The 23,078-nt window shown below is 58.6% G+C and carries 17 protein-coding genes; 5 read left to right on the forward strand and 12 right to left on the reverse strand.

What is annotated here, in order from left to right; genetic code table 11:
• Positions 1 to 26: 26 nt before the first annotated feature.
• Genes AB6802_RS15540 through AB6802_RS15565 form a run of 6 tightly spaced genes read right to left on the reverse strand, consistent with a single transcriptional unit; the run spans position 27 to position 6,180 of the window.
• Positions 27 to 1,286: a polysaccharide biosynthesis/export family protein gene (locus tag AB6802_RS15540; RefSeq protein WP_371011013.1), complete on the reverse strand. Its 1,260-nt coding sequence runs from the start codon at positions 1,284 to 1,286 to the stop codon at positions 27 to 29.
• Positions 1,277 to 2,563: a hypothetical protein gene (locus AB6802_RS15545; protein WP_371011014.1), complete on the reverse strand. Its 1,287-nt coding sequence runs from the start codon at positions 2,561 to 2,563 to the stop codon at positions 1,277 to 1,279. Before AB6802_RS15545 ends, AB6802_RS15540 begins: the two co-directional genes overlap by 10 nt.
• On the reverse strand, positions 2,560 to 3,564 hold the full coding sequence (locus tag AB6802_RS15550) for an SDR family NAD(P)-dependent oxidoreductase (protein ID WP_371011015.1): 1,005 nt from the start codon (positions 3,562 to 3,564) through the stop codon (positions 2,560 to 2,562). The genes AB6802_RS15545 and AB6802_RS15550 overlap by 4 nt, the downstream gene beginning before the upstream one ends.
• Positions 3,565 to 3,596: 32 nt before the next feature.
• Entirely contained in the window at positions 3,597 to 4,277 is a 681-nt protein-coding gene (locus AB6802_RS15555; protein ID WP_371011016.1) for a sugar transferase, read from the reverse strand.
• Positions 4,274 to 5,410: a DegT/DnrJ/EryC1/StrS family aminotransferase gene (locus AB6802_RS15560; RefSeq protein WP_371011294.1), complete on the reverse strand. Its 1,137-nt coding sequence runs from the start codon at positions 5,408 to 5,410 to the stop codon at positions 4,274 to 4,276. Before AB6802_RS15560 ends, AB6802_RS15555 begins: the two co-directional genes overlap by 4 nt.
• Positions 5,411 to 5,457: 47 nt before the next feature.
• Positions 5,458 to 6,180, reverse strand: a complete 723-nt coding sequence (locus tag AB6802_RS15565; protein WP_371011017.1) for an NDP-sugar synthase — start codon at positions 6,178 to 6,180, stop codon at positions 5,458 to 5,460.
• A gap of 562 nt (positions 6,181 to 6,742) precedes the next feature.
• Between AB6802_RS15565 and AB6802_RS15570 the strand changes: the two genes are divergently transcribed.
• Positions 6,743 to 7,420: a LuxR C-terminal-related transcriptional regulator gene (locus AB6802_RS15570; RefSeq protein ID WP_371011018.1), complete on the forward strand. Its 678-nt coding sequence runs from the start codon at positions 6,743 to 6,745 to the stop codon at positions 7,418 to 7,420.
• On the opposite strand, the gene AB6802_RS15575 is transcribed toward AB6802_RS15570, so the two are convergent.
• Complete coding sequence (locus AB6802_RS15575; protein WP_371011019.1) at positions 7,417 to 9,159, reverse strand: PAS domain S-box protein; 1,743 nt, start codon at positions 9,157 to 9,159, stop codon at positions 7,417 to 7,419. The genes AB6802_RS15570 and AB6802_RS15575 overlap by 4 nt on opposite strands.
• Before the next feature lie 286 nt (positions 9,160 to 9,445).
• Between AB6802_RS15575 and AB6802_RS15580 the strand changes: the two genes are divergently transcribed.
• Positions 9,446 to 10,123 carry a helix-turn-helix transcriptional regulator gene (locus AB6802_RS15580; protein ID WP_371011020.1) on the forward strand — a complete coding sequence of 226 codons (678 nt, stop codon included), beginning with the start codon at positions 9,446 to 9,448 and terminating at the stop codon, positions 10,121 to 10,123.
• A 404-nt stretch (positions 10,124 to 10,527) separates the two neighbouring features.
• On the forward strand, positions 10,528 to 11,205 hold the full coding sequence (locus tag AB6802_RS15585; protein WP_371011021.1) for a class I SAM-dependent methyltransferase: 678 nt from the start codon (positions 10,528 to 10,530) through the stop codon (positions 11,203 to 11,205).
• Positions 11,206 to 11,323: 118 nt separating this feature from the next.
• Here the strand turns inward: AB6802_RS15585 and AB6802_RS15590 are convergent, their stop codons facing one another.
• The 5 genes from AB6802_RS15590 to AB6802_RS15610 all read right to left on the reverse strand — a co-directional run bounded on the left by AB6802_RS15590 (position 11,324) and on the right by AB6802_RS15610 (position 20,317).
• Positions 11,324 to 13,267 carry a lipopolysaccharide biosynthesis protein gene (locus tag AB6802_RS15590; RefSeq protein WP_371011022.1) on the reverse strand — a complete coding sequence of 648 codons (1,944 nt, stop codon included), beginning with the start codon at positions 13,265 to 13,267 and terminating at the stop codon, positions 11,324 to 11,326.
• A 354-nt stretch (positions 13,268 to 13,621) separates the two neighbouring features.
• Positions 13,622 to 15,835 (reverse strand): GumC family protein, encoded by a 2,214-nt coding sequence (locus AB6802_RS15595; protein ID WP_371011023.1) that lies wholly within the window; start codon positions 15,833 to 15,835, stop codon positions 13,622 to 13,624.
• Positions 15,820 to 17,835 carry an asparagine synthase (glutamine-hydrolyzing) gene (asnB, locus tag AB6802_RS15600; RefSeq protein WP_371011024.1) on the reverse strand — a complete coding sequence of 672 codons (2,016 nt, stop codon included), beginning with the start codon at positions 17,833 to 17,835 and terminating at the stop codon, positions 15,820 to 15,822. The genes AB6802_RS15595 and asnB overlap by 16 nt, the downstream gene beginning before the upstream one ends.
• 2 nt (positions 17,836 to 17,837) lie before the next feature.
• Positions 17,838 to 19,097, reverse strand: coding sequence for an O-antigen ligase family protein (locus tag AB6802_RS15605; RefSeq protein ID WP_371011025.1), 1,260 nt, complete (start codon positions 19,095 to 19,097; stop codon positions 17,838 to 17,840).
• A complete protein-coding gene (locus AB6802_RS15610) occupies positions 19,094 to 20,317 on the reverse strand; it encodes a glycosyltransferase family 4 protein (protein ID WP_371011026.1) in 1,224 nt (407 codons plus the stop codon). The genes AB6802_RS15605 and AB6802_RS15610 overlap by 4 nt, the downstream gene beginning before the upstream one ends.
• 651 nt (positions 20,318 to 20,968) lie before the next feature.
• Here AB6802_RS15610 and AB6802_RS15615 point away from each other — a divergent pair.
• Positions 20,969 to 22,399 (forward strand): calcium-binding protein, encoded by a 1,431-nt coding sequence (locus AB6802_RS15615; protein WP_371011027.1) that lies wholly within the window; start codon positions 20,969 to 20,971, stop codon positions 22,397 to 22,399.
• A gap of 55 nt (positions 22,400 to 22,454) precedes the next feature.
• Entirely contained in the window at positions 22,455 to 22,694 is a 240-nt protein-coding gene (locus tag AB6802_RS15620; RefSeq protein WP_371011028.1) for a hypothetical protein, read from the forward strand.
• Positions 22,695 to 23,078 lie beyond the last annotated feature (384 nt).

Raw genomic sequence — 23,078 nt, forward strand, 5'->3', positions numbered from 1 at the left:
TGTAGGTGGCCCGCGATACAGGAGGCCTATTGGATCGCTACACCCTGGAGATCGCTGCTGAACCTTGCCTCGATGGTGTCTCCGGGCAGTACTACGGTGTCTTCCTCGGCCGATAATGTCCGCCACTCTTCGCCAACCTTCCGGACGATATTGACTTGAGCACGGATCGTTTCGCCGGCCACCGGCAACGGCTGGGCGGATGTCCCTGTCGGTTGCAACTTCTGGCTGGCCGCACGAAGCTTGGCAGTGACATCGGCCAGTCGTAGATTGGTATCCTTCAAATCCGTCAGCAGACCAATCCTTCGTTGATTGTCATTGCGTTCGTGCTGCCTGACATAGTCTTCCTGCTGGCGTCGCGCCCGCATCAGTTCCACCGATGTTTGAAGCGCTCCGCTCGAAGAGAGAAGCAAGGCGCGTCGTACGTCGGAGAGCCGGTTGTTGGTAAGATTGCCAGCCTCAAACACCTTCGTTACGCGCGCCAAATCCTCCTCATCCGCTTTCACGCCCTCGGCCTCAACCTGTTGGCGCTTGAGCAAAACCTCGATCTGAGCGGCCGTGTCGGTGTTGCCTTTCTCAAGATAGCTCTGTTCCTGCTGGAAATCGTTCAGGGCAATCTTCAGCGCGTCTGCTTCGGCTTGCGCGATCGCGGCCCCAACAGCTGGAGACAAAGGGGAGCCTTGTGGTGTCTGCTCGTCAAACGTCGGCTGGCCTTGAAGCTCGGCGCGAACGCGGGCGCCGTGAAAATAATCTTTGGTGTACTCACCCCACAGCGATTCATAGTCGCGCCGCAGGTCAACCGGGTCTGGGCCGTTCTGGACAGCCCGAGACCGCAACAGGCTGAGGCCGCCCGAGACGGCAATGGCTTGCCGCACCGTCATCAACGGGCGGTAGGCCTGCTGTCCTGGCGTAAGCACGTCGCCGGTCACATAGATTGGGCGGTATTCCGCGATGACGGCGCTAACGTCGCCCGGCCTGACAACGACCATTTGCTCTCGCCCGTCAGCCAGGCGCAGGTGGAAAATCTTGGTCGGCAGGATCGCTTCCATGCGTGCCTGCAATTCGGCCGAGGTCAGGCCTCCGACTGAGATCATCCCCACTTCAGGAAGCGCGATCGTGCCGTCCATTTGGATCACCGCACGCTGCGTTCGATCGGAGAGCGCGGCAACTCCTATCTCGACGGTGTCGCCAGGAGAAAGCCGATAGGGCTGTACATCCGCTGCGGAGGCGATCGGTATGACCGACATCGCGGCGAGCCAGGTCAGGACAATTCGACTGGTCAAGGCCATTTTGCGATCGTCTCCTTCTGGGTCAAAATTCGATCCCCGGGCCAATCCACACGCGCGACAAAATCGTAGACCGGTCCGCCCGGCACTCCCCAATTGCTCGACCAGACGACTTGTGAGCCATCTGGAGACGGGGAGGCATGCGTCTCGCTCCAATAGTCGAAAGGGATGTTCCGGGTGTTCACGATACGCCGGATCTCGCCGCTGCCATCGATGCGGAGTGCGATCACTTCCTGCGCATACGGCGCCCAATCCTGATGCTTCAATACCTGATCGGGATAACCGCCATAGCTCAGAAACACCCAGCCGGGTCTTGCCAGGGATCTGAGGGATGCATGCTGGGCTTCGCCATACCGCATCAACGAGGTGACCTTGCCGTCTGACAACCGCCGCTTGATGACTTGATATTTGTCCGGATACGATTTGCTGATCCCGACGTAGACTTCGCTCCCGTCGCTATCCACGGTCATGTCGCCATGACCGGGCCGGTGATGTTCCACCCATTTCTCATGCAACGTGCCGTCGATGGAGAAAATGAAGGACGGCTCGGTGCCGTCTGGCAGTTGCTGAGAACATAGGATGTTCGTGCCGAGCGGAGAAATCGAGCAGGAACTGTTGGCACCCGGAAGCAGGTCAAGCTCGATATCAGGGAATTTCCGCTTCAATTCGAGATCGTAACCAAAGACCACAACCTTGCCATCGTTGCGCGTCGCGCGCACGGCAATCCGGTTGCCGTCGCGGCTCGGGTTACCCTTATTCGGCCCGAACCCGAGATTGGTGTAGTCCGCCGACAGGAACCTGATGTCCTCATGGCCGCTGCGTGGCGCCCAAGTGGAGATTTCCCGACCCTGAACGCAGATCATCAGGTTAGGATCCTTGGGATGCCATTCGCACTCGGACGAACGGCTGCGGTGAAACAAAGGAACGTAGGTGTGGCCGTCGACAAAACACATGCCGCCACAGCCATTGCTGATGACAAGAAGACTCTGATCCGCATTCCAGGCTTGGGCACTTGAATAACGATGAGTGCAATACTGCGTTGAGCATACGATGCCGTTGCCAAGGCTCCCGGGTTTGGTAATGCGAACGAAAACCGTGCCCGACGCCGGATCCCTCGTGGGGTGCAAATAGTCCGGCAGGTTTTTCGTCACCGGTGCGATGAACTGCACTCGTTCGCTGTTCTCCCGCCCCCCCGCGCCATGCAAGCCCGCGGCCACGGCCACGATGCCGGCAATCACAATCGGCAGCAGCGCCAATGCACGCCGGCGGAGCGGGGTCATGTCATATAACCTTTTTCTCGGCGTACCCGGCCCTGACTGATCCGTGCCCGCCACCATGCGATGGTTCGCTCCAGGCCATCGCGCAAACTCGTGCGGGCCCGCCATCCGGTCTCGCCTTCAAAACACGAGGAATCCGCGAGCAAAGCGCGAACCTCAGAGTTTTGTGGCCGCAAGCGGCTTTCGTCGCGGTGCACAGGTTTCTGGGCGCTACTCAGCTCAAGTACGAGATCCAGCACATCAGAGATGGTCACCGCGCGCTGGCTGCCGGCATTGTAGGCACGGCCGAATTCCAATCCGGCGAGCCCCGCGCTTAGGAAGGCCGCTGCCGTGTCCTCGACAAAAGTGAGGTCACGAATAGGGCTAGTGTCCCCGACCATGATTGCAATGCAGTCTGGATCCAGAGCTTGCCTGATGATGGTCGGCACAATGGCCCTTTCACTTTGCCGTGGGCCATACGTATTGAAAGGTCGCATGATGACGACGGGGACATCGAACGACCTGGCGTAGGACACCGCCATCATGTCCGCCCCGATCTTCGATGCCGAGTATGGCGATTGCCCCTGAAATGGATGGGCTTCGGTGATGGGCATGGTCAGCGCGGTGCCATACACTTCGCTGGTCGAGGTGTGCACAATGCGCTCTGTCTCCCATTGACGAGCCGCTTCGAGAACGTTCACCGTGCCCAGAATGTTGGTCTCCACATATGACTGGGCGGCGGCGTACGAATAAGGAATCGCAATGAGCGCGGCGAGATGAAACACCACGGCCTGACCACGCATGATCCGGTTTACAAATGCGCTGTCACGAACGTCGCCGCGCACAAGTTTGAGCTGCGTTCGAATATTGTCGGGCAAATCATCCAGCCAGCCATGGCTATCGAAGGAATTGTAGAGGGCCAAGGCAGTGACATCCGCGCCCTGATGAACGAGGGCTTCGGTAAGATGCGATCCGATAAATCCATCCGCGCCCGTCACCAGAACTTTCTTGCCCTTGTAATTCATGACCGGCATTCCTTGATGGCTTAAGCCTGCACTCAGGCTTCAAACGGGCTCCGGCGGTGGAATCCGACCAAGCACACCGCCAGAAAGCCACGCCAAATCCAGACGATGTCGGAACGGATCGTACGCTTCGGATAGTAGGAGAGGTCGATCCGAGCCTTCGCTGGAAACAGGATCTCGCGGTAGAAGCGGACCGGATCCATCGATGGCGGAATGAAATGGGCTTCGTGCCGGAACAGCACCTGGGTCGGGCCGAGCAAACCGGGCCTGTATTGTAGAACGGCCTCAAGCCCGCCGCAGAAGCAATCCGCGAAAGCCATACTCTCCGGCCGCGGTCCGATGATCGCCATGTTGCCGATCAGCACGTTCCATAGCTGTGGCAACTCGTCGAGCTTTGTCGCGGCCAGGAATCGGCCAACCGGCGTCAGTCGGCCGTCGCCCACAACGGTAAGCGCGAGACCGTCAGGATCGCATCTCACATCGAACTTGCGAAACTTGTACATGTGGAAGGGCTGAGCACCCGCGCCCAGGCGGGTCTGCACAAACAAAATGGGACGCCCTCCCTCCAGCAAGAGGGCCATGGCGATCACCAGCATCAGCGGTGCAAGTATGACGGCCGCGGCGCTGGCAACGACGAGATCGATCGTTCGTCTGACAAAGCCGTGGGACGCACTGGAGGCGAAACGCCGGTGAAGGGAAAGATCCAGTGCGTTCATGCAGCAGTTCCTGCTTGGGCGCAGCTGTCGAGCGCGGCTGCAAGAGCTGCCACGACGGCTTCGGCGACAGGTGAGGTGATTTGGGGATGCAGGGGAATTGTCAGCTCTCGCTGGGCAAAGTCCTCTGTCCGCGGCAGATGGGTGCCCGGAAAAAGCTCGCGATAGAGCGTCATCTGGTGCACCGGTGGATAATGGATCGTGGTTTGTATTCCCTGTGCGCGCAATTCGTCGATAACGTCTTGCCGCACCACGTAGCGCGGCAGGAGGATCGGCATAATGTGGTAGGCCGATCTGCGCGGCTCGCTGAAAGGGATTGTCACGGCCGGGCAGTGTGTTGCCATGAGCCGCCGATAAAGGACGACCACGATACGCCTGATCTCGTTCCATTCCTGCAGGTTCTGCAGCTGGACAAGCCCGATCGCCGCCCGCATTTCGTCCATGCGGTAATTGAATCCAAGCATGGTAACGTCATACTGCGGCGAACGACTGTTCAGTCGTTGATGTGTTCCAGTGGTCATCCCATGTCCGCGGGCCTGGCGGATCCTGTCACGCAGATCCGGGTCACGGGCAATCACCGCTCCACCTTCCGCCGTGGTCATGTTCTTGTTGCCGTAGAAGCTGAAGGCGGCCGCGGCGCCGAATTGTCCCACTTCCTTCAAGCCGGGAGCATGGGCGGCGTCCTCGACAATATGCAGCCCTCGAGCGCGAGCAAACCGCTGCCATTGCTCCGCGTTGGCGAGATAGCCCGCGAAGTGAACGAGAATTACGGCCTTGGTGCGCGACGTGCATCGCGCTTCGGCTTCGGCGATCGACATCAACGGCACGTCGGAAGACTCGATATCGACAAAGACCGGCGTCGCGCCGACATATAGCACCGCGTTTGCGGTCGCCACAAAAGTCAGCGCCGGCACCAGCACCTCATCGCCCGGCCCGATTCCCAGAGCGTGGAGAATGAGATGAAGCGCCGCTGTGCAAGAGCTCACTGCGACGCAATCGTCTGCCCCGTGCATAACTGCAAAGGCCTCCTCGAAGGCCCTCACCCGCTCGCCCATTGTCAGCCAACCGCTATCAATAACCTTCGATAGAGCTGCCTTCTCGGGGATGCCCAGGATCGGCGCACTTACCAGGAGCATCATGACCTCCTAACCAGGTGTTGAGGTTCAGGTGACATCTGGTTTTGTCATGCCGCCGCGGCAGCGACCTCGATCGAAGCCGACTGCTCTTCCCAGGAAATCGCCTGCGCGTTTTGAAAGTCGTCTACTCGGCCGATGTCGAGCCAGAGCCCATCATGCTTGTACACGTGCACGGTCGTGCCGCCCTGCATCATCTGCAACATCAAATCATCGAAACCGAATGGGATGCCGGAAGGGATGAACCGCAGAACATCCGGGTTCATGCAGTAAATCCCCATGCTGACGAGATGCGAAAGCGTCGGTTTCTCACGGAAGATCTGGACGGCATTGTTGATTTCGTCGATGACACCGAAGTCCATCTTGATCTGGCGGCAGGCGGTGGCGATCGTCACCGGGTCCGTGTGCATACGATGAGCGGCGACAAAACGACTGAGGCTCAGGTCGGTAAGGACGTCGCCGTTGAGCACGACAAAAGGTTCGGTCAGTTCATCCCTTATCAAGGAGAGTGGTCCGATGGTGCCGAGAGGCTCCATTTCCTGCGTGTAGCTGATTTTCAGATTCCATTGCGAGCCGTCGCCGCACACGCTTCGGATCAAGTGGCCGAGATAACCGGTCGTGATGTAGACGTCCTCGATTCCGTTGCGCCGCAGCCATTTCAGAAGCAGCTCCACAACCGGCCTGGCACCAATTGGCATGAGTGGCTTAGGCAAGACCGATGTGAAGGGCCGAAGGCGTGTTCCCATTCCGCCGCATTGAATCACAGCTTTCATGCAATCCTCCCAAACTCATTCCGCCCAAACGTCATCGTCCGGGGTCGACGTCGAATGGGCGCTCGGCGGGTCGCCGTCCTCATGCACCAATTCGAACCTTATATGCGGATGGTATGGGCACACCGGACGGGTGTCGTCGTGCATTCGAATGGTAAGTTTCGGACGTCTCGTGGAACGGCCACGCCCGTCCAAGACGACGGGCGTCAGAAATCAGGACCGTTGTGAATGCACACGCAGGTGCCAGCAGAAAGACGAGGAGCTGCCGGGTTGCGACACTGCCCAGCTGCCGCTTGGCAAAAGCGAGATTGTCACGCGTGCCTGGCCGCTCGGTCCCGAATGTTGGAAACGTACGCTCAATGTTGCCGGGAGCATATTTCGATATTTAGTATTATATTAGCCATAGGAGATTTGCCGGCAGGAGGTCGCGGATCTCGCTTGGGAGGCATCGACACGCGGTTGGCCACGCTTTCAAGCTCATCACGGTCATGCATCGCAGGAATAGAGTTGGTTAGGCTGGTTCTGGTCGTCGCGCCGCGAACCAGGTAAGCGTTGGGGTCGTGAAATGTATCGGATCGTCATCGCTGACGACCATGGTTTGTATCGCCGTGGCCTGCGATTGGCACTGACGGCGGGGATTCCAGGCATCGAAATATTTGACGCCGCATGTTTCGACGCCGTGATCGCTCTTCTGGAGGAGCAGGCGTCGATCGATCTTGCGATTCTGGACTTGAATATGCCGGGGCTGTTTGACCAGGGGATACTCGGCGACGTCCTGTCTGCCTATCCCAATACCCGCTTCGCCATTGTCTCCGCCGATGATTCGCGCGCCGAGATTCTCAAGGCACTTTCGATCGGGCTTCACGGCTACATTGTAAAATCGCAAAGGGATGACGAGGTTGTGCTGGCTGTAAACGAAATCCTCGCCGGCCGCATCTATGTTCCAGCACTGCTGTCTCGAACGTCTGCGCGATCGGGTTCCCATCCCCCGCTGCCTCCTGAGGAATCCCCGCCCCGCCGACATGTCGGCCCGGCCAATCTCAGCAGGCTCACGTTGAGGCAGACGCAGGTCCTGAAGCTGATGGCTGACGGCTACTCAAACAAGGAGATTGCCCGCAATTTGCGCATCGCGGAGGCAACGACGAAAATCCATGCTGCCGCCGTTTTGCGCGAGCTTGGAGCCCGAAACAGAACCGAAGCGGCGGTTCTTCTGCGGGGTTGGCTCTCAAAAAATGTCGGTTAGGACCTGACTTCGTTCCGCGATAACCGCAACGAATATCGCAGTCCTTGGTCAGATATTTCCAGTTTGGGGGAATGGCCGATAATCGGCGTGCCGTCGGCACCAATTATCATGGAACCGAACCCATGGCGCGCCACTCTTGAATTCTTCTTCCGCCCCCATTCAACCCAATCGAACACGACGTCGTCCCCTTCATCACTGGATGCAAACACCCAATTCACGTCGATCCGGCCTTGCGGGTCACCAAGGGCGCCGTACTTGACGGAGTTGGTGGTGAGTTCGTGAACAATCATCGCGAAACTTTCAGCGGCACTGGCTGACAGCGTCAGAGACGGGCCGCCAATCGTTACGCCCCGCGTCTCCACAAAAGGTTGCAACTCTCGAGCAACGAGATCCTGCAGCGTCCCTGAGGCGTTGGGGTGGTGTGAGAGGAGCAGATGTGTCTCCTCGAGCACGCGAATCCGATCGATCAGCATCTCCTTGTATTCTGCAACGCCGTCCTTGGGTACATCGATCATTGTCACCAGCGCCCGGATTACCGGGAAGAGGTTGCTGAAGCGGTGACGCTGTTCGCGCATGATACGCTCGCGCTTCTTTGCTGCGGCGCGCAGAAGCGTAGTCTGCCGACGCTCGGTCAGATCAGCCGCCACTCCGATGCGTAAAAGACGGTCATCGTGTTTTTCCTGACGCCCGCGCAGGGCAACCCACCGGACGTGACCATCCGTCCGCCGGACGCGAATCTCGGTGTCGAAATATGGTGTCGACGAAGGTCTTATCGAGGCCGCCAATTTTGGCCAGTCAGCCGGATGGACCACGGGCGACAGGTCTTCCAGCGGGCGCAGTGCAGCCGGAGCCACGCCGATAATCTCCCAGAACTTATTCGAGCCTGTGATTGTCCCGTCCTTCACGTCGGTTCGCCATGTCCCCAGGCGCCCAGCCGACAGGGCTAGATCGAGCCATTCCTTTTGCGCTTGGAGAACCTCGCGCGCCGTTCGTCGCTCAGAAATATCGTCGATCACCACAAAGACGCTCTCCGAAAGAACCCCCGCAGGCCGGGACGAAGACAAGGTCAACCGAGCCCATAGGACGGTGCCGTCCTTCCTAAGCAACCGGACCTCGGATCCGAACGACATTGCGTCATTGTCGAGACCGTCCAACAACTCCTGCACGACATCTCGATCGTCCGGATAAACGAGTGCCGCGAGCGGCATTTGGGCAAGCTCCTCTTCCTTGTAACCCGTCATGTCGCAAAGGCGCCTGTTGGATTGCAGCACCTCGCCCTTCCTGTTGGTGTTTGCGAAGCCCATCGCAGCGCGCTCGAAGGCCCATCGGTAGCGGCTCTCGGTGGCCTCCACGGCAGACAGCCTCGCCTCCGCCACATCGAGCGCCTGGCGCAAATCGTGTCGCAGGCGGTGGAAAATCATGGCAATTGCCGCCCCCGAGGCGAGCAGAAGGATGGCGCGCGTCCAATCCTCAGCGGTAATCTGGGTGTTCAGGGCGTACCGCGCCCATAGGCCGGCGGCCGCGGCCAGAAGCGTCGCCGCGATAGCGGCCAGACGATCTTCAAGATATGCGATGACGACAATGGCAGGAACAAACGCAATAAACGCAATGTCCCGACCGACGTAGATTGACGTTGCTGCTTCGACTGCCAGGGTGGCTGCCAGCACCGCTACCGAAGCCAGATGAGCTAATGGTCTGCCTGGGATATTCGAACCCGGCCAACGCAAATACAAACCCATGCATCAGACTACAACGTTCGGACTAGGCCGTCGAGACTAGGCCAAACGGGGGCAACCTAGTACCACTGCCGCCTTGCTTCGCCTTAGCCGACGAATAAAATCCAACCCGAAGGGGCTTTATCTGCAACCAGGTTTTACCGCCTTGCAGCGGGTCAGAAATCCGAAGCACGCACCTCCGGTCGAGTCGACATTCACGGTAGGAGACGCACGTATTCCAGAGGGATACCACAAGTAGCTCGCGAAGAGTTAAATCCTGGCGGCAGCAGTTACGGTTGGGATAGAGGCCATGAGTTTAGTTGACAGGCACAATGATACGATTGCGGGTCATCAATACATCGAGCCCGGAAATGTCTGCCGAACATATGCGCGACTTTCGTCACATGGCGCAGACCGCTCGATCGATGCGCCGCAACGACGTGGCTTGCAATCCATTACCGGTATGCTTGACCGCATCGGTTGTGGTTTTCTGGTGCTGAACCGGGAAAAGAAAGTCATCGAATGGAACGCGGCCGCTCAGAACACATTTGAGCGTCAGGGCGAAGCGGCTGACACGGCCGCCGAGCTCTCCACCGGGCTAAGGCATTTGATTGCGAATGTTCCGGTTCGTTTCCTGCCAGGCTCCCTCTCATGGATCGTGATCCGGTGCAGAGGCGACCGGCCGGTAATACTGAATGAGACGGGCGTGATCGCACCTGACTCGACAAGTATCGTCGCGCTGCTGGACCGCGACAACAGGTCGGCGACCAATCCTCAGACGCTGCAAAGGATGTTCGGGCTGACGAGCGCGGAAACGCAACTCGCGTTGCGGTTGGCGCAAGGCGACGCCCCCTTGGAGATCGCTCGCAGTTGGCATCTCAGCCGCACCACAATTCGCTCCCAACTCGCCTCACTGTTTGCCAAGACCGAGACGAAACGTCAGGCGGAGTTGGTGGCTCTTTTAGGGCGTATTTCGGTGTTGCCCTGAAAGGGTCGGCCCAGGCAGCGCGCGCCGGCGTCCGGCAGCGATTAGCGCCACCGAGCGCGTACTATCCAATGCAGCCGGTTGCACAATCGCAGAGCCGGCAGTCGTCATCCTAGGGCCAACTCCGATATATGGCGGATGTCGGCGGCGATTGGGGGCATAGCCTGCCTACGAAAGTCGAGCAGGGTCGAGGAGCCACGCGATCGATGATGGCGAGCCGACTTTCTGGTGGTGCCGAGTAGCCTGAATGGGATCGGAGCGCGCGGCGCTGGAACGTGAAAGGGCGGGGCTCGACCCGGACGGATCCCAAGTCCCGAAGGCATTGGTTCCTCCCTGATAGCAGGCACTTGCGGAAGGACCGGTGCAGTTACTGCGCATCCGTATTCATCCAAAGGAGGACTGGATTGATGAACAGCCAGGAGGTCGACCGGATCAAAGCGTTCTACAGACGCTGGGAGCCAACCTATGACCACGGAAACTCCGGTTATCTGAGATCCCTGGATGAGAGGAATATGCACTTGAAGCACCTCCTCGCCGGGTTTCCCGGGTTGGCACGATGTCGGATACTCGATGTGGGATGCGGTTATGGGGATCTTCTCAACCTGTTCCATCAGCAGGGCGTGTCGGCCGATGGCCTGGTCGGGATCGACTTGCTGCCAAATCGGATCGAGACTGCGCGGCAACGATATCCAGACTTCACTTTCAAAGAAGCAAACGCCGAAGAAATTGATTTTCCGGACAACTATTTTGACATCGTCACCGTCTTCACCGTCTTCTCTTCAATCCTTGATCGCAACATGGCCCACAACGTCGCGCGTGGCATAATGCGCGTTCTTGCAAGCGGCGGCGTTATCGTTTGGTACGACATGCGATATCCCAACCCGTGGAACAGAAATATCCGACCCATGACCAAAAGGCGGATCAGCGAGTTGTTTCCATCCTTTGAACTGCGGCTGAAGGCGCTCACGCTTTTGCCGCCGTTGGCACGCCACCTTGGACGCGGTGCCAATTCCATCCACCCTCTGCTCTCAACCGTGCCAATTCTTCGCTCCCACTATTTCGGGCTGCTGCGGCCTACAAGATAGAGCCGCAATGTAGTGGACGAGCGGCGCCGTTGAGAAGACTGGAGCGCTTCCAGGCTTCGTCGAACGACGAATGGTGCTGATCGTCTTGGGATGCTCATAGTGAAGCGAGCAAATACAGTCAGCGCAACCAATACCAATGCCTGCTCATGATCGTTGTCTCTCTAAGCGACTGCAACGCAAAAACCAAACCCGGCAGGATTTTCAGTCGTTTGCGAATGTAAATCGCCATCGCCACATTCCAGATTGCCAACGCCAGCGCGACACCCACGGCGGCCCCAATGAGGCCGTACAGAGCGACCCCCAGGGCGCAGGCTATGATGTTGGCCACTGCGCCGGCGATCATCGTTGTTGCCGCATCCCATTCGTTCCCCGTCATGGTCAAGAGGTTCTGCTGAGGTCCGCACAATGCGACAAAGACATAACCCAGAATGAGAACGCGCGCGATGGGCGCCCCAGCAGCGAAGCCCTCGCCGAAAAAGCTCAAAAAAGGCTCGACAATCACCAGCAATGGAATAGCAACCGCGATGCCGCCACCAAAGGAAAGCATCGTGGCTCTTGCGAACAGCTTTTGGAGCGCAATTCGGTCTCCTCTGGCATGGAGATCCGCTGCTGTCGGCGAAAACATCGTGCCAACGGCGATGCGGGAAAGCCCGACGAGGAGCGCCACGTTCAATGCCAATGCAAAGATCCCCGCTTCGCGAATGTGGCCGATCCAGCCAAGCACCATCACGCCGGCCCGGCTGACAAATACATCGAGGCCGGTGATGAGCATGAGGGGCGGAACCGCAAGCCACCATTCCTTTGATGCATAGCTGGTCCCAGCCTGCCGCAGGCCGGGCGGTTCAAGCCTCGCTGCGGTGGCGAATACCAGCCCGACGGTGATGGCAGAGCTTAGCAGCGCAGCCAGCATTACCATTGGCGCGTCCACAGCCCGAAGCCCGGAGACAGCAGCGATTGCCACCAATACCAGCAGGAGACCGTCCCGCACGATCCGCTCCGGCAACAGCGCCGAGACGACACCGCCGAAAGCCCGTACGAGCGTGGCGCCGAGGGCGTAGGCGGTAATCAATGGCACGGCCGCCATACCGAGCATGATGCTTATCTCAAGCCCTCTCTGCGCGTGATCCGAAAAGATCAGAAAAAAAGCAGCGCCCGCCATCCCGAACAGCGTCGCGGTCACCAGCGATCTTTGCAGAGCGAATTTTATGACCCCTCGAGCCAGATCAAGACGCCCGCTCGCCCTATAGGCGGGGACGAAACGCAACAGCGATACGTTGAAACCGAGTGTCGCCAGATAGGCAAGCATCGAGGTCCAAGCCAGGACGTAGGAGTAGATGCCGTAGTTGCGAGGGCCGATAAGACGCGCAATCAACAATTGCGCCAGGCTGGTCAGTCCCGCGCCGCCAATGTAGACCAAGAGGGCGAAGACGCTGGCCTGGACAAGGCGCCGGCCCATGTCTACCTTCCGCGGCGAAGCTGGATTGCCGCCTTCATTGATCGGCACAGGCGTTGCTGATGTGACACCGCCTGGCAACGTCGCATTCCCAAGATCGTCGATACTGGCTGAGTCGCGATTTGGCCCCTCGCCCGTTTGAGCCGCTGCCTCGCCATCTCTCGGCAAAATCGTCGAAATGATTCTCTCTTCGACTTGCAGAATACTTTTCAGTGTCGAATGGCCATCTTGAAATTCGACGGAAATAACCTCCCGACCTGAGTCTATGAGAATATCATTTATAGCCCCGAATACTCCAAAAGAGCGCATATTCGTATCGAGGTCGGCTTCGAAAATTCGTTCCGCCGGCGGCTCGTGTTCCATGCGTCGTCTCAGGCGGGTCTCGACGAGCGCATACGGCACCACAACCCGGATGGTGAAATCTGCTTTGGGCGCCAGGCCGAGCGCCTTGGCCAGCGCGGCTTTGTCCGTACATCCGTTGAACGTTGCCAGAGATCCAATTGATTGAACGTACCCTTGATCGAATATTATGATATCAGACGAGTTCTCGGCCTGTCCCCAGTAGCGGGAAAGCTGTAAAATATATTGCCAGATGCGAGCGCGCCACATTCTGCTTTTTGGTGGGACTAATCTTACTATGGAGAGCGACGTCGAAATATCGTCCGTCCCCCATGAAGAAAGCAGTATCTTTGACGTCGCTAATACAGCAGATACTATTTTTGATATAAACAAAAAAAACCCGAGATCGAAAATCCCAGCCCTTTTGCTTGGCCGGTAACTTAACGCAACCCTCGCATGGTGACCTCCCTCGTGCAGCCGTTGGGCGAGCGCGTGAGCAAAAGTTGTCTTGCCAGATCCCGGCGGTCCGAAGAGTTCAATGATCATCTTGGCTCAGACCAGAACGAGGAGTGCTCTTTCGTGGTTCCTGTAAGCGACCTTTGCGGACGGAGGTTATGCTTGTCATCAAGCCCTCTCGAGCAGAAGATCCACGCTATCCTCGAGATGATAGCCGGCGTGCTTTCTCAGGTTTACCTGTGTGAGAACGCTGCCGACAGGGATGGAGGTCGCGCCTCCACCTTGGAGCTGGTCGAGGACACTGCGCGCGACGCCGCGTCGGGTCCCGCCCCAACGAACTGCAAAGAGAATCGCGTCCGCCCAGTGCTTCAGCAATCTGGTCTCGGGCAGCGCGATCCCCAACGGTCCATTTATGATTACGGTCCCATACATGGAATGCAGTTCCTCCGTGAATTGGGAACTGTCCACCGAGGACAACAGGGTCAGCATATCATCCGCAGGCGCGGGAGGAGCCATCAGGTCGATGCCGATATCAGGCATTGTCGTAATCGCATCCCTCAAGGCGCAACGCTCACCCACGTAATCTCCAAAGGAATTGTGGGCTGCGACCGTTGTATGGTCAGCACGGAATTCATTCGTGAGCCGCGCGTCTTTGCGATCGAGGTCGAGGAAGAGCACCCTTCTGCGCCCCAGTCGTGTCGCCGCGAGCGCCAGGCTCCATGCCAGCTCGGTCTTGCCATCGTCCTGAACGCTGGACGTGACAAGGATGATGTGCGGCGCGCAATGCCTTCCCTGGGTAGGCGCGGCAGTAACCAGAAGCGACATCACGGCGCGACTGAATGCGGAATTCTGTTGACCCAGAACCAGGTGCCGCAAGTGCTTTGCATGCACCCGGCGGACCCTGGGAAGCAGTCCTATGCACGGAACGCCAAGCGAGGACTCGGCCTCGGCCTGGCTGCGCAACGTCTTGTTGAAGCGGTCGCGTACCATGACGAAGGCAGCCCCAAGGAGACCGAAGACGATCATCCCGGGCGGAACCACGAAAATCCACGGCAGCGTCTTGGGACTTGTCGGGGGCCATGCCGCCGAAAGAATCCAGACACCGGGAGAGGGACTGGCAACGCGCCGAATCAAATCCTGTTGCCGACCCAGAAGGTCATTGTACCGCTGCGTTACGATGGCGACCTGTGGCTCGAGCGCACGCAAGCCGGAAAGCCGGCTGGCTGTATCGGCGACAACCGCATCAAGGACATTCTTACGCTCCTCAAGTACCGCAACCTGCGCGCGGTAGATGTTTGCCTCGGCGTCCAGTCCGGCGATGCCCTGTTCGATTTGGAGATTGATCGCACTGGTCAGGTCCTTGTCCGTCGCGCCGGCATTGGATTGGCGAGTGACCAGTTCGGTGAGGACCGGCGACGCTAATTCGGCAGCGACCGCTGAAACCGGCGCATTCGCCTTTTGCAGATCCTGGAGACGTCCGCGGCGCGCTTCCGCGGCCGAGAGATCGGCTTTCGACAGGGAAATCTGTCGGTTGAGCCCAGCAGCCTCGTTGGCCGCGTTGTCCGCCGCGCTTTGATCGACGGCACCGTGGGTCAGTCTATATGTCTCCAGACGATCGGTGGCCGTGACCAGATTGCCTTGGACCTGCGGCAGGCTGGCGACCACAGCACCGAGTTCCTGCTGATCCGATGCGCGACGCGTTTGGGTCAGGTCATCGATGTAAACTTTCGCGAATGTGTTTGCGATCAGTGCGGCCCGGGCCGGATCGGAATCGGTGAAGCCGATGGTAATGACGCGCGACCGCAATTCCTGTCCGACCCGCATGCCATTCCGCAGCCTTTTCAGTCCTGCGCCATCCACATCGTTTTGCCCCGTCATGACGGGCCCGCTTTGTGGCCAAAACCTGTTCAGGAGATCATTCAAGAGCGTGCTTGTACTTCCCAGGTCGGCGGGGATGGGGCTGGTCTCGTTCTTTCCGGCCGCGTTGGTTTTCATTTCTCGCAACGCCGCCAGAACTCGACGCAGATGGGCCTGCGACGAAAGCATGGTCAGATGGTCGTCAATGCTCGAATCCAGCAGGTCTTGAGCAGACTCGGTACTGCCGGCGCTCCTGCTTGGCGCTTCGATGATTATCTGCGTCGTCGCTTCAAACAGTACAGGACGAGACAGCCCCGCAAGTCCACCCAGGATGCCACCGAGAAGGACCATGCTCAGCACGAACCATTTCCTTCTCGCAATGACGACGACGAGTTGATGAAAAGGCGTTGGCGTTTCCATGCGCTGACGCAGCGGTCGCCTGATACCGGCGCCGTTTTCGGGCACAGATACGGCGTTTTGCGTGATGCGCCGAGGTTTGGTGCGGCTGGCTACTGAACCTTCCATCTCATACCTCTGGGGAGTTCGATCTCGTGAGAAAGGCAGTTTGCAGGCCTCGATGGCCGCATGGCCTCGTTGTGCCATGCCTGGAACATCAACACCGGCCACAAATCGCGCGCACGGTCGTGGCCTCCATCGACGTGATCGCGCCAGCAGGCGTCGACCTTGGCAGAATCCAGGATCTCGTCGCCTGAGAGGCGTATTCCAGCAATGAGATCCGATGCCCATACGCGCAGAGGTCCCCTAAGCCAGCCTCCAACGGGAACGTCGAAACCCTGCTTTGGTCGATCGACCAGCCGTTGCGGCAAATAACGGCCGAGCAATTGGCGAAGAAGCCACTTGCCCTTGCCATTTCGCACCTTGGCATTCGTCGGCAAGCGCCAGGCAAATTCGACGACGCGATGATCGAGAATTGGGCAGCGACTCTCGAGGCCGTTGGCCATGCTGGCGCGATCGAGCTTCACCAGAATATCGCCGGGTAGATAGTCGCTCATGTCGTCGAACAGCAGACGGGATAGCAGGTCGTCGAGCTGTGGTGGCACGCCACGCGGTGCCGGCGCCTGGTGATAAAGAAGGTTCTCGGAGGAAACGCCGGCCAGCCGCCGAAACAGATCATCCTCATTTGTTGCCTCGAGCAATCGGCGGAGCCTGTCCAATCGGTCGCTTCGCAGTGCGTGCCGCATATTCGCTGAAAGCGGCAACCTGTCAGTGAGATCGTGCAACGGGGCTCGAGCCAGCAATCCCACACCCGCAGCCAACATTCGACGAAGTGACGTCGGAAGCTCAAGCTGCCTTCTCAGACGGGCGGCCAGGAAATGTCTGGAGTAGCCCGCGAAGCATTCGTCGCCGCCATCACCCGATAAAGCCACGGTGACGTGCTGGCGGGCGAGCCGCGAGACCATCAGTGTCGGGATTTGGGATTCATCGGCAAACGGCTCGTCCCACACCCGCGGCAGTTCCGGAATGACGTCGCGGGCGGCAGACGGTTCCAGGTAAAGTTCAGTGTGGTCGGTACCCAGCAGCCGCGCCACGGCCGCCGCATGTGGGGCTTCGTCGAACCCGAGCTCGCCGAATGCTATGGTGAAGGTGCGCACCGGCCTGGCGGACTGCGCCTGCATCAGGGCCACCACTGCGGAACTGTCTATCCCGCCCGACAGGAAGGCGCCAAGCGGCACGTCGGCAACCATTCGATCGCGCACGGCAAGGCGGAGCAGATCGTCAAGCTCGGCGGTCAGTTCCTCATCGCTGCCGGTCGCCTGTTCCCGCTGCGCTTTCGAGGCGACTTCGGCCAGTGACCACCAATACCGAATGCGATGCGCAAGGGAGCCGACGCTGCGCGCGCTGGCAAGATCCTCCGCCGCTATCGACATCATCGAACCAGGCGGCAACTTGAACGCTCTTTGCCAGATACAGCGATCGTCGGGCACCCACCCTTTCGAAAGCATCGCCGCGGCGGCGCCAATATCGAGTTCGACGGAGAAGGCCGGAAAGCAGTCGATCGCCTTCAACTCCGAGGCAAAAATCAACGCCTCGCGCGTCAGGCCGATATAAAGCGGCTTTTTACCCATCCTGTCGCGTGCAAGGTGAAGGGTCCGGGTCTGCAGATCCCACAGGCCGAACGCGAACATGCCAGCAAAGCGCGAGAGTGCTGCCTCAAGGCCCCAGCTCTCGATCGCGCACAGCATGACTTCCGTGTCGCCGGTGCCTCGGAAGCTATGGCCCGAACCTTCCAATTCGCGGCGCAGATCGGTGAAATTGTATATCTCGCCATTGAAGGTGATGACATACCGACCGCTCGCTGAGTGCATAGGCTGGTGCCCCACCTCCGACAGGTCGACAATGGCCAGGCGCCGATGACCGAAAGCCACACCGGCTTCACGATCTGTCCAGAGTCCCTGGCCATCCGGTCCACGGTGACGAAGGGCTGATGTCATTTGGCCAATTGCCCTTAATGACCCGGGATCGGCGGCCTCGTGCGCCAGAAGAATTCCAGCGATGCCACACATGGCTAATGCTCCCACTGGCGAACAGTCGCCGGAATCACCCGTGGAGTGCCGGCGACAAGGCAGATAGCCAGCGAAAACCACACAATCGGATGTCGAATGATAAGATGCGGAATCCCGAAGACGACAATCGACGCAACGAGCGCCAGGAGGGCGTCCAGCTTCGCTCGCCATGCGGACATGGTGGCCGAGCCAACGATCCACGCCAAAGCCACAACTGCGATCAGCCCACCTTGGGTGTATAGATCGAGGATCGTGCTGTGGGCCTCGAAAGGCCGCGGCAGGAACTGCAGATCGGTGATCGGGGGACGTTCGAGATGCGGACCTGGGCCAAGGCCCAGCGATCCCGATCGCACGCCTTTATCGAACGCCTCGTCCCACAGATACAGGCGAAGTGCGGCGGTTTCCGCCGTCGCCTCCCCGCCCTTGTCCTTTGTCAGGCTCTTGGCGAACGCTTCGGCACTGCTGACTTCCGTCAGGGCGTAAGGCGTCATGGATATCGCGAGCGGCAGGCAGCCGATTACCAACAGCAGGTTCATTTGCCTGGAAAGTCTGGACCTTTCAGGACCGGCGCTCAGCCAGGTCCGAAATCGTAGACCGAGGAAGATCAGCCCGGTCAGGATGGTTGCGTAGAGATAGGTGTCGCTCTTTGTGAGCCTTCCAAGATAAAAGGTCGGAATCAGGCTGCAGAGCCCGAGAAATTTCGCCCAACGATTGGCACTGGTCGTTACAAGGTGAAGGGCCAGGGGTCCGATGACCGCGCAATAAAGCGCAAGCTGGTTTGGATTGTCGGACCAGCCACAGAAGCGATCCCAGTACCATGGATCGACACCGGGCTGACGAACCCACCCCCACGCCAGCCCCACCTGCCAGGCAAAGCCGGCATTCGCCATTGCGATCACCAACCAGCCAATGCGGCGCAAGCGCCGATCAGCATCCGGCTCGGCAACGCTCAGGCAAGTGATCCCGACCAACAGCATGTAGGCGAAAGTGTCGTGCAACACAGGGTCCAGCAAAAGGACCTTCGTCACGTAGCCGACAATCGCACCTAACGCTAAAGTTAGCGCCAAGATCAGCCAGAAAGCGGCGAACCGGGCCAGCGCCGATGAAACCTCCAGGCGACCGCCGGCGAGGACTCGTCCGATCGACAGCATGATCCAGAGCGTGAGGAACAATTCGGTATAGCCGATCGGCAATCCCGGAACGGCGAGTTGCGTCGCATAAGCCATCACGAGGCCACAGGCCAATAATGCGTCGCGGATCATTGCCGCGCCTCATCCAGCCGTCGGTTCGCCTCATGCTGCGCGCCAAAGAAGGGCGGCGCCGATGGTGAACGACCGTCCGGAGTTTGGCCCTTTAGGATATTTTTGTAGAGATCGCAGTACTGGTCGACCACGCCCGACAATGCAAATTGCCTGCGCACATATTCGATCGAACGTTCTCCCATGCGTTTTGCGCTGGCGCGATCGGACAGCACCTCGATAATTCCTGATGCGAGGGCGCGTGGATCGCGCGGCGGGACGAGATAGCCGTTCCACCCGTTTTCAACCACGTCGTTGCAGCCGGGCATCCTCGACGCCACGATCGGCAATCCAGCCAGGCCGGCCTCCAGCAGGACGCGCGGAACACCTTCGCGATACTGGGTGGGGAAGGCGAACACGTCAGCCATAGCAAGGAGCGATGGAACGTCCCGCCTCGGCCCCAAAGCGACTACATGTGGAATATGTCGGTCGATATCGGCCTGCTCTATAGCAAATGGCCCTTCGGATTCTCGGGGGCCGACAAGCACAAAGCGAGCGTTGGGTCTGTCGCGAAGGATGAGAGGGATGGCTTCGAGGAGAGTCCGTATGCCCTTGTGCCGGGTGAGCCGACCGACAAAGATCACGACCTCGGCCGCCTGAAGCCCGAGTTCTTCACGCAGCGCCGTCGATGAAACGCCCCGACGCACCGTCGTTGCAAACGCGTCCGCGTCGATTCCGGAACTGCGGATCAGTCGGCTTTTGCCCCGTTCGACCAGTCGATAGCGCTGGAAGAAATGCTGGTCTTCCACGTTTTGGAAAACCGTTGCAGCTGTCCACAACGAGGCCAGCCCCTGAAGACAGCAAAAAATCGGACGCAGGGCCAAGGCCCTCAGCTGCAGCGAGGAAAACGTCCAGCCAAGGCCGTTGATCGTTCGGATCACCGGAACCCGCCCGCAGGCCGCCAGCGGTGTCAACAAGTTCGGTTTGGTGTCGAAACTCTGAACGATGTCAGGTTGGATTTCGGTCAGCAATCTGCGCATGGCGCACAAAGCGTCCCACTCTGCGCGGCCGCTCCCGAAGCGGTCAAAAGTCAATCGGCGATGAGGAATACCGTGGGGCGAAAAGGCCACTCCATCATCGCTCGAAACCGCAGTGACGCGGAAGCCCCTTTCGCGCAGCGCAAGCAGGAAAGGAATTCTGAGGCGATGATCCTCTCCTCCAACGCAAACCAGGTGCGGCCTCATCCCGTCGCTCCTGGATGCCGGCAATGGTCCGATCGCGTGGAATGATTGTTCTGTATCTATTCTCATCGTCCGGCTTCATTGCCCTTTGCGCACGACCCCAGGCCGACGCTACGGGCAGGCCTTCCCGCTGTCCTCGTCTGTTTGAATGAAGCGACGTCGGCTGGAATAGGCGGCCATGCAGGCAAAAGCAGATAGTCGCACCCCCGCCTGGTACGAGTGCTCACCGTTCTTGCTCACCCAAAGGCCATGCGGATGATGAGAAACCGGGGATGATTTGCGTATTGTCTCCTGGATATCCACAGCAAATTTGGCAAGAGCGCGATCCTGCACGACAGCGTCAAAATTGACTTACCTAGTGATTTACGTGCGGTATGTCTTCTATTTAGAATATAATTCTAATCTAATTCGCACTAAAATATATATTCGAATAGAAAACATGAGCAGAATTAATTTATAAATACGTTGATTTGAAGGCCATTTTCATTAAATCAGAAAATATATACATTCAGAAATTACCGAGTACGCCATATTTCATGTCACCTATTTTCGATGATCAACCATTTTATCAGAGCGTCCCGCTACTTGATTTGTGCCTAATATACGCTTCGACTAGCCAGAGACGGGGGTGCCGACTCAGACGCAGGGACGCGCATGACAACTCTCCATTATTCATCGGGTGGATCTGGCACAGATATAGCAACCGCCGGGTTCAATCTGGCTGACGTCTCATCCGTGGACCAGCTCAACGCGCTTCCGGCCGGTATGAAAGGTCTGGTCTGGCTCGACGAGGTCAACGGGGCCTCGACGTCCTTCGTCCAGAAAGTCACACCCTTCATCGGTAATCCGAAGGTATTCGGGTTCTTCCTTGTTGACGAACCGGATCCGACGGGGAAATGGGGGACTTACGCCACGGCTGCCAACCTGAAGGCGGAATCCGACTGGATTCACTCCAATTTGCCAGGCGCCAAAACCTTCATCACCATGATGAACATGGGATCGTCCGCGAATCCGGATTTTTCGAACACGTTCAATCCTGCCAACACCCATATCGACTACTTTGGGCTGGATCCCTATCCTGTACGCACCGGAATAAGCGCTGTCGACTACAACATGATCGACAGAACAGTAACTGCTGCCGTCGCTTCGGGCGTTCCACTTAGCCAGATCGTTCCGGTTTATCAAACTTTCGGAGGGGGAGATTTTACGACCGATACAGGCGGCAAATATGTGCTTCCCAGTGCCGCTCAGGAACAGACCATGTTGGACCATTGGGCCAAGCTGGTGCCATCACCCGCATTCGACTACGCGTATGCTTGGGGTTCCCAGCAAGGCGATACGCCGCTTGGAAACTCCCCCGCGCTCCAGGCCCTCTTCCTTCAACATAACAATAGCACCGCCAACCTGCCCCTGCCCAGCAACGTACCTCCGTCCAGCGATCACGTCTTTTACGGAACTGGCGGTGCGGACGTGTTTCATGGAACCATCGGCGCAGACACCATGATTGGTCGCGGCTACAACGACACCTACTATGTCAACAACCCTGGCGACAAAGTGGTGGAACTAGCCGGCGGTGGCAACGATTCGGTGTTGGCATCGGTGAGCTATGCGCTTTCGGCTGGGTCGGAAATCGAGCATTTCGCCACCACGAATCCGTCCGGCAAAAGCCCGATCGATCTGACCGGCAACAGTTTCGCGCAAACCATCCAGGGCAATGCCGGCAATAACGTCATCAGTGGCGACGGCGGCAGGGATGTCTTGACGGGGCACGGAGGCAACGACGTTTTCGTTTTCAGCGCCACTCTTAGCGCCAACAATGTCGCCAGGATTACCGACTTCAACGCCACTCACGACAAGATCCTGCTCGACCACGCAGTGTTCGCTGGGCTTCAGTCGGGAGCTCTGCCGGTAAGCGCTTTCCATACCGGCACTGGCGCACACCACAATGCCGACCACGTCATCTACAACAGTTCGACTGGAGCGCTTTCATTCGATAGCGACGGGGTCGGTGGCGCACATCAGATCCAGTTTGCGACCCTGGCTCCGCACCTGTCGCTGACTGCATCGTCATTCCTTGTGACTTGAGACGCGGGTAGCCATCGCGAGATGGTGAACATCGGACGCGGAACGAAAATGTCCGATGGACATTGGTTTTCCCATGAGCGCCCGTGGAATCGATTTCCTGCACAAATGGATGGAAGACAATCTTCCACATCACTCGGCGTCCGATCCCGCTTTTGCGGCAAAGCTCGCTCAGCAGGCAACCATGGATGCCATCAGGGCGGGAATTCAACCCGAGGAAATCAGCGAGGAAGTTGGCAGTTTGTTGACGACCATGCGGGAGGTTCTCGAAAAACGCGATAGCGGACTAGCTGATTGATTTATCGGCCATGGCCATGGTTTTTACTGCCGCCGGTTGGGCATGTCGAAGCCCTCATGATCCAGGGGCGCTCGGCATTTGCGGTGAACTCGACCGTCCTTCATTTGCATGCTTCGGTTACATCAGCAGAAGCGCATAAAGCTCCCAGCCGGCGGCCCGGTCGCTCACAAACCGCCTGCCGGTTAGGCCCGGTATTCACCTTGATCCCAACGAGGATGCCGGGCCGCCGCTATCTTTGTCGACATCACCAGCACGGGCTCGTCGCTGTGAGGTTGCGATCCCGGGTGCACAAGCCATCGGTGGCTGATGTGAGTTGCTTACCTTCGCGATAGGCGCCCGTGATGTGAAGTTGGGCTCTCTCCGGCAGTCGACCATTTTCAGGAA

Source organism: Mesorhizobium sp. RCC_202 (assembly GCF_041355295.1).
Lineage (GTDB): Bacteria > Pseudomonadota > Alphaproteobacteria > Rhizobiales > Rhizobiaceae > Mesorhizobium.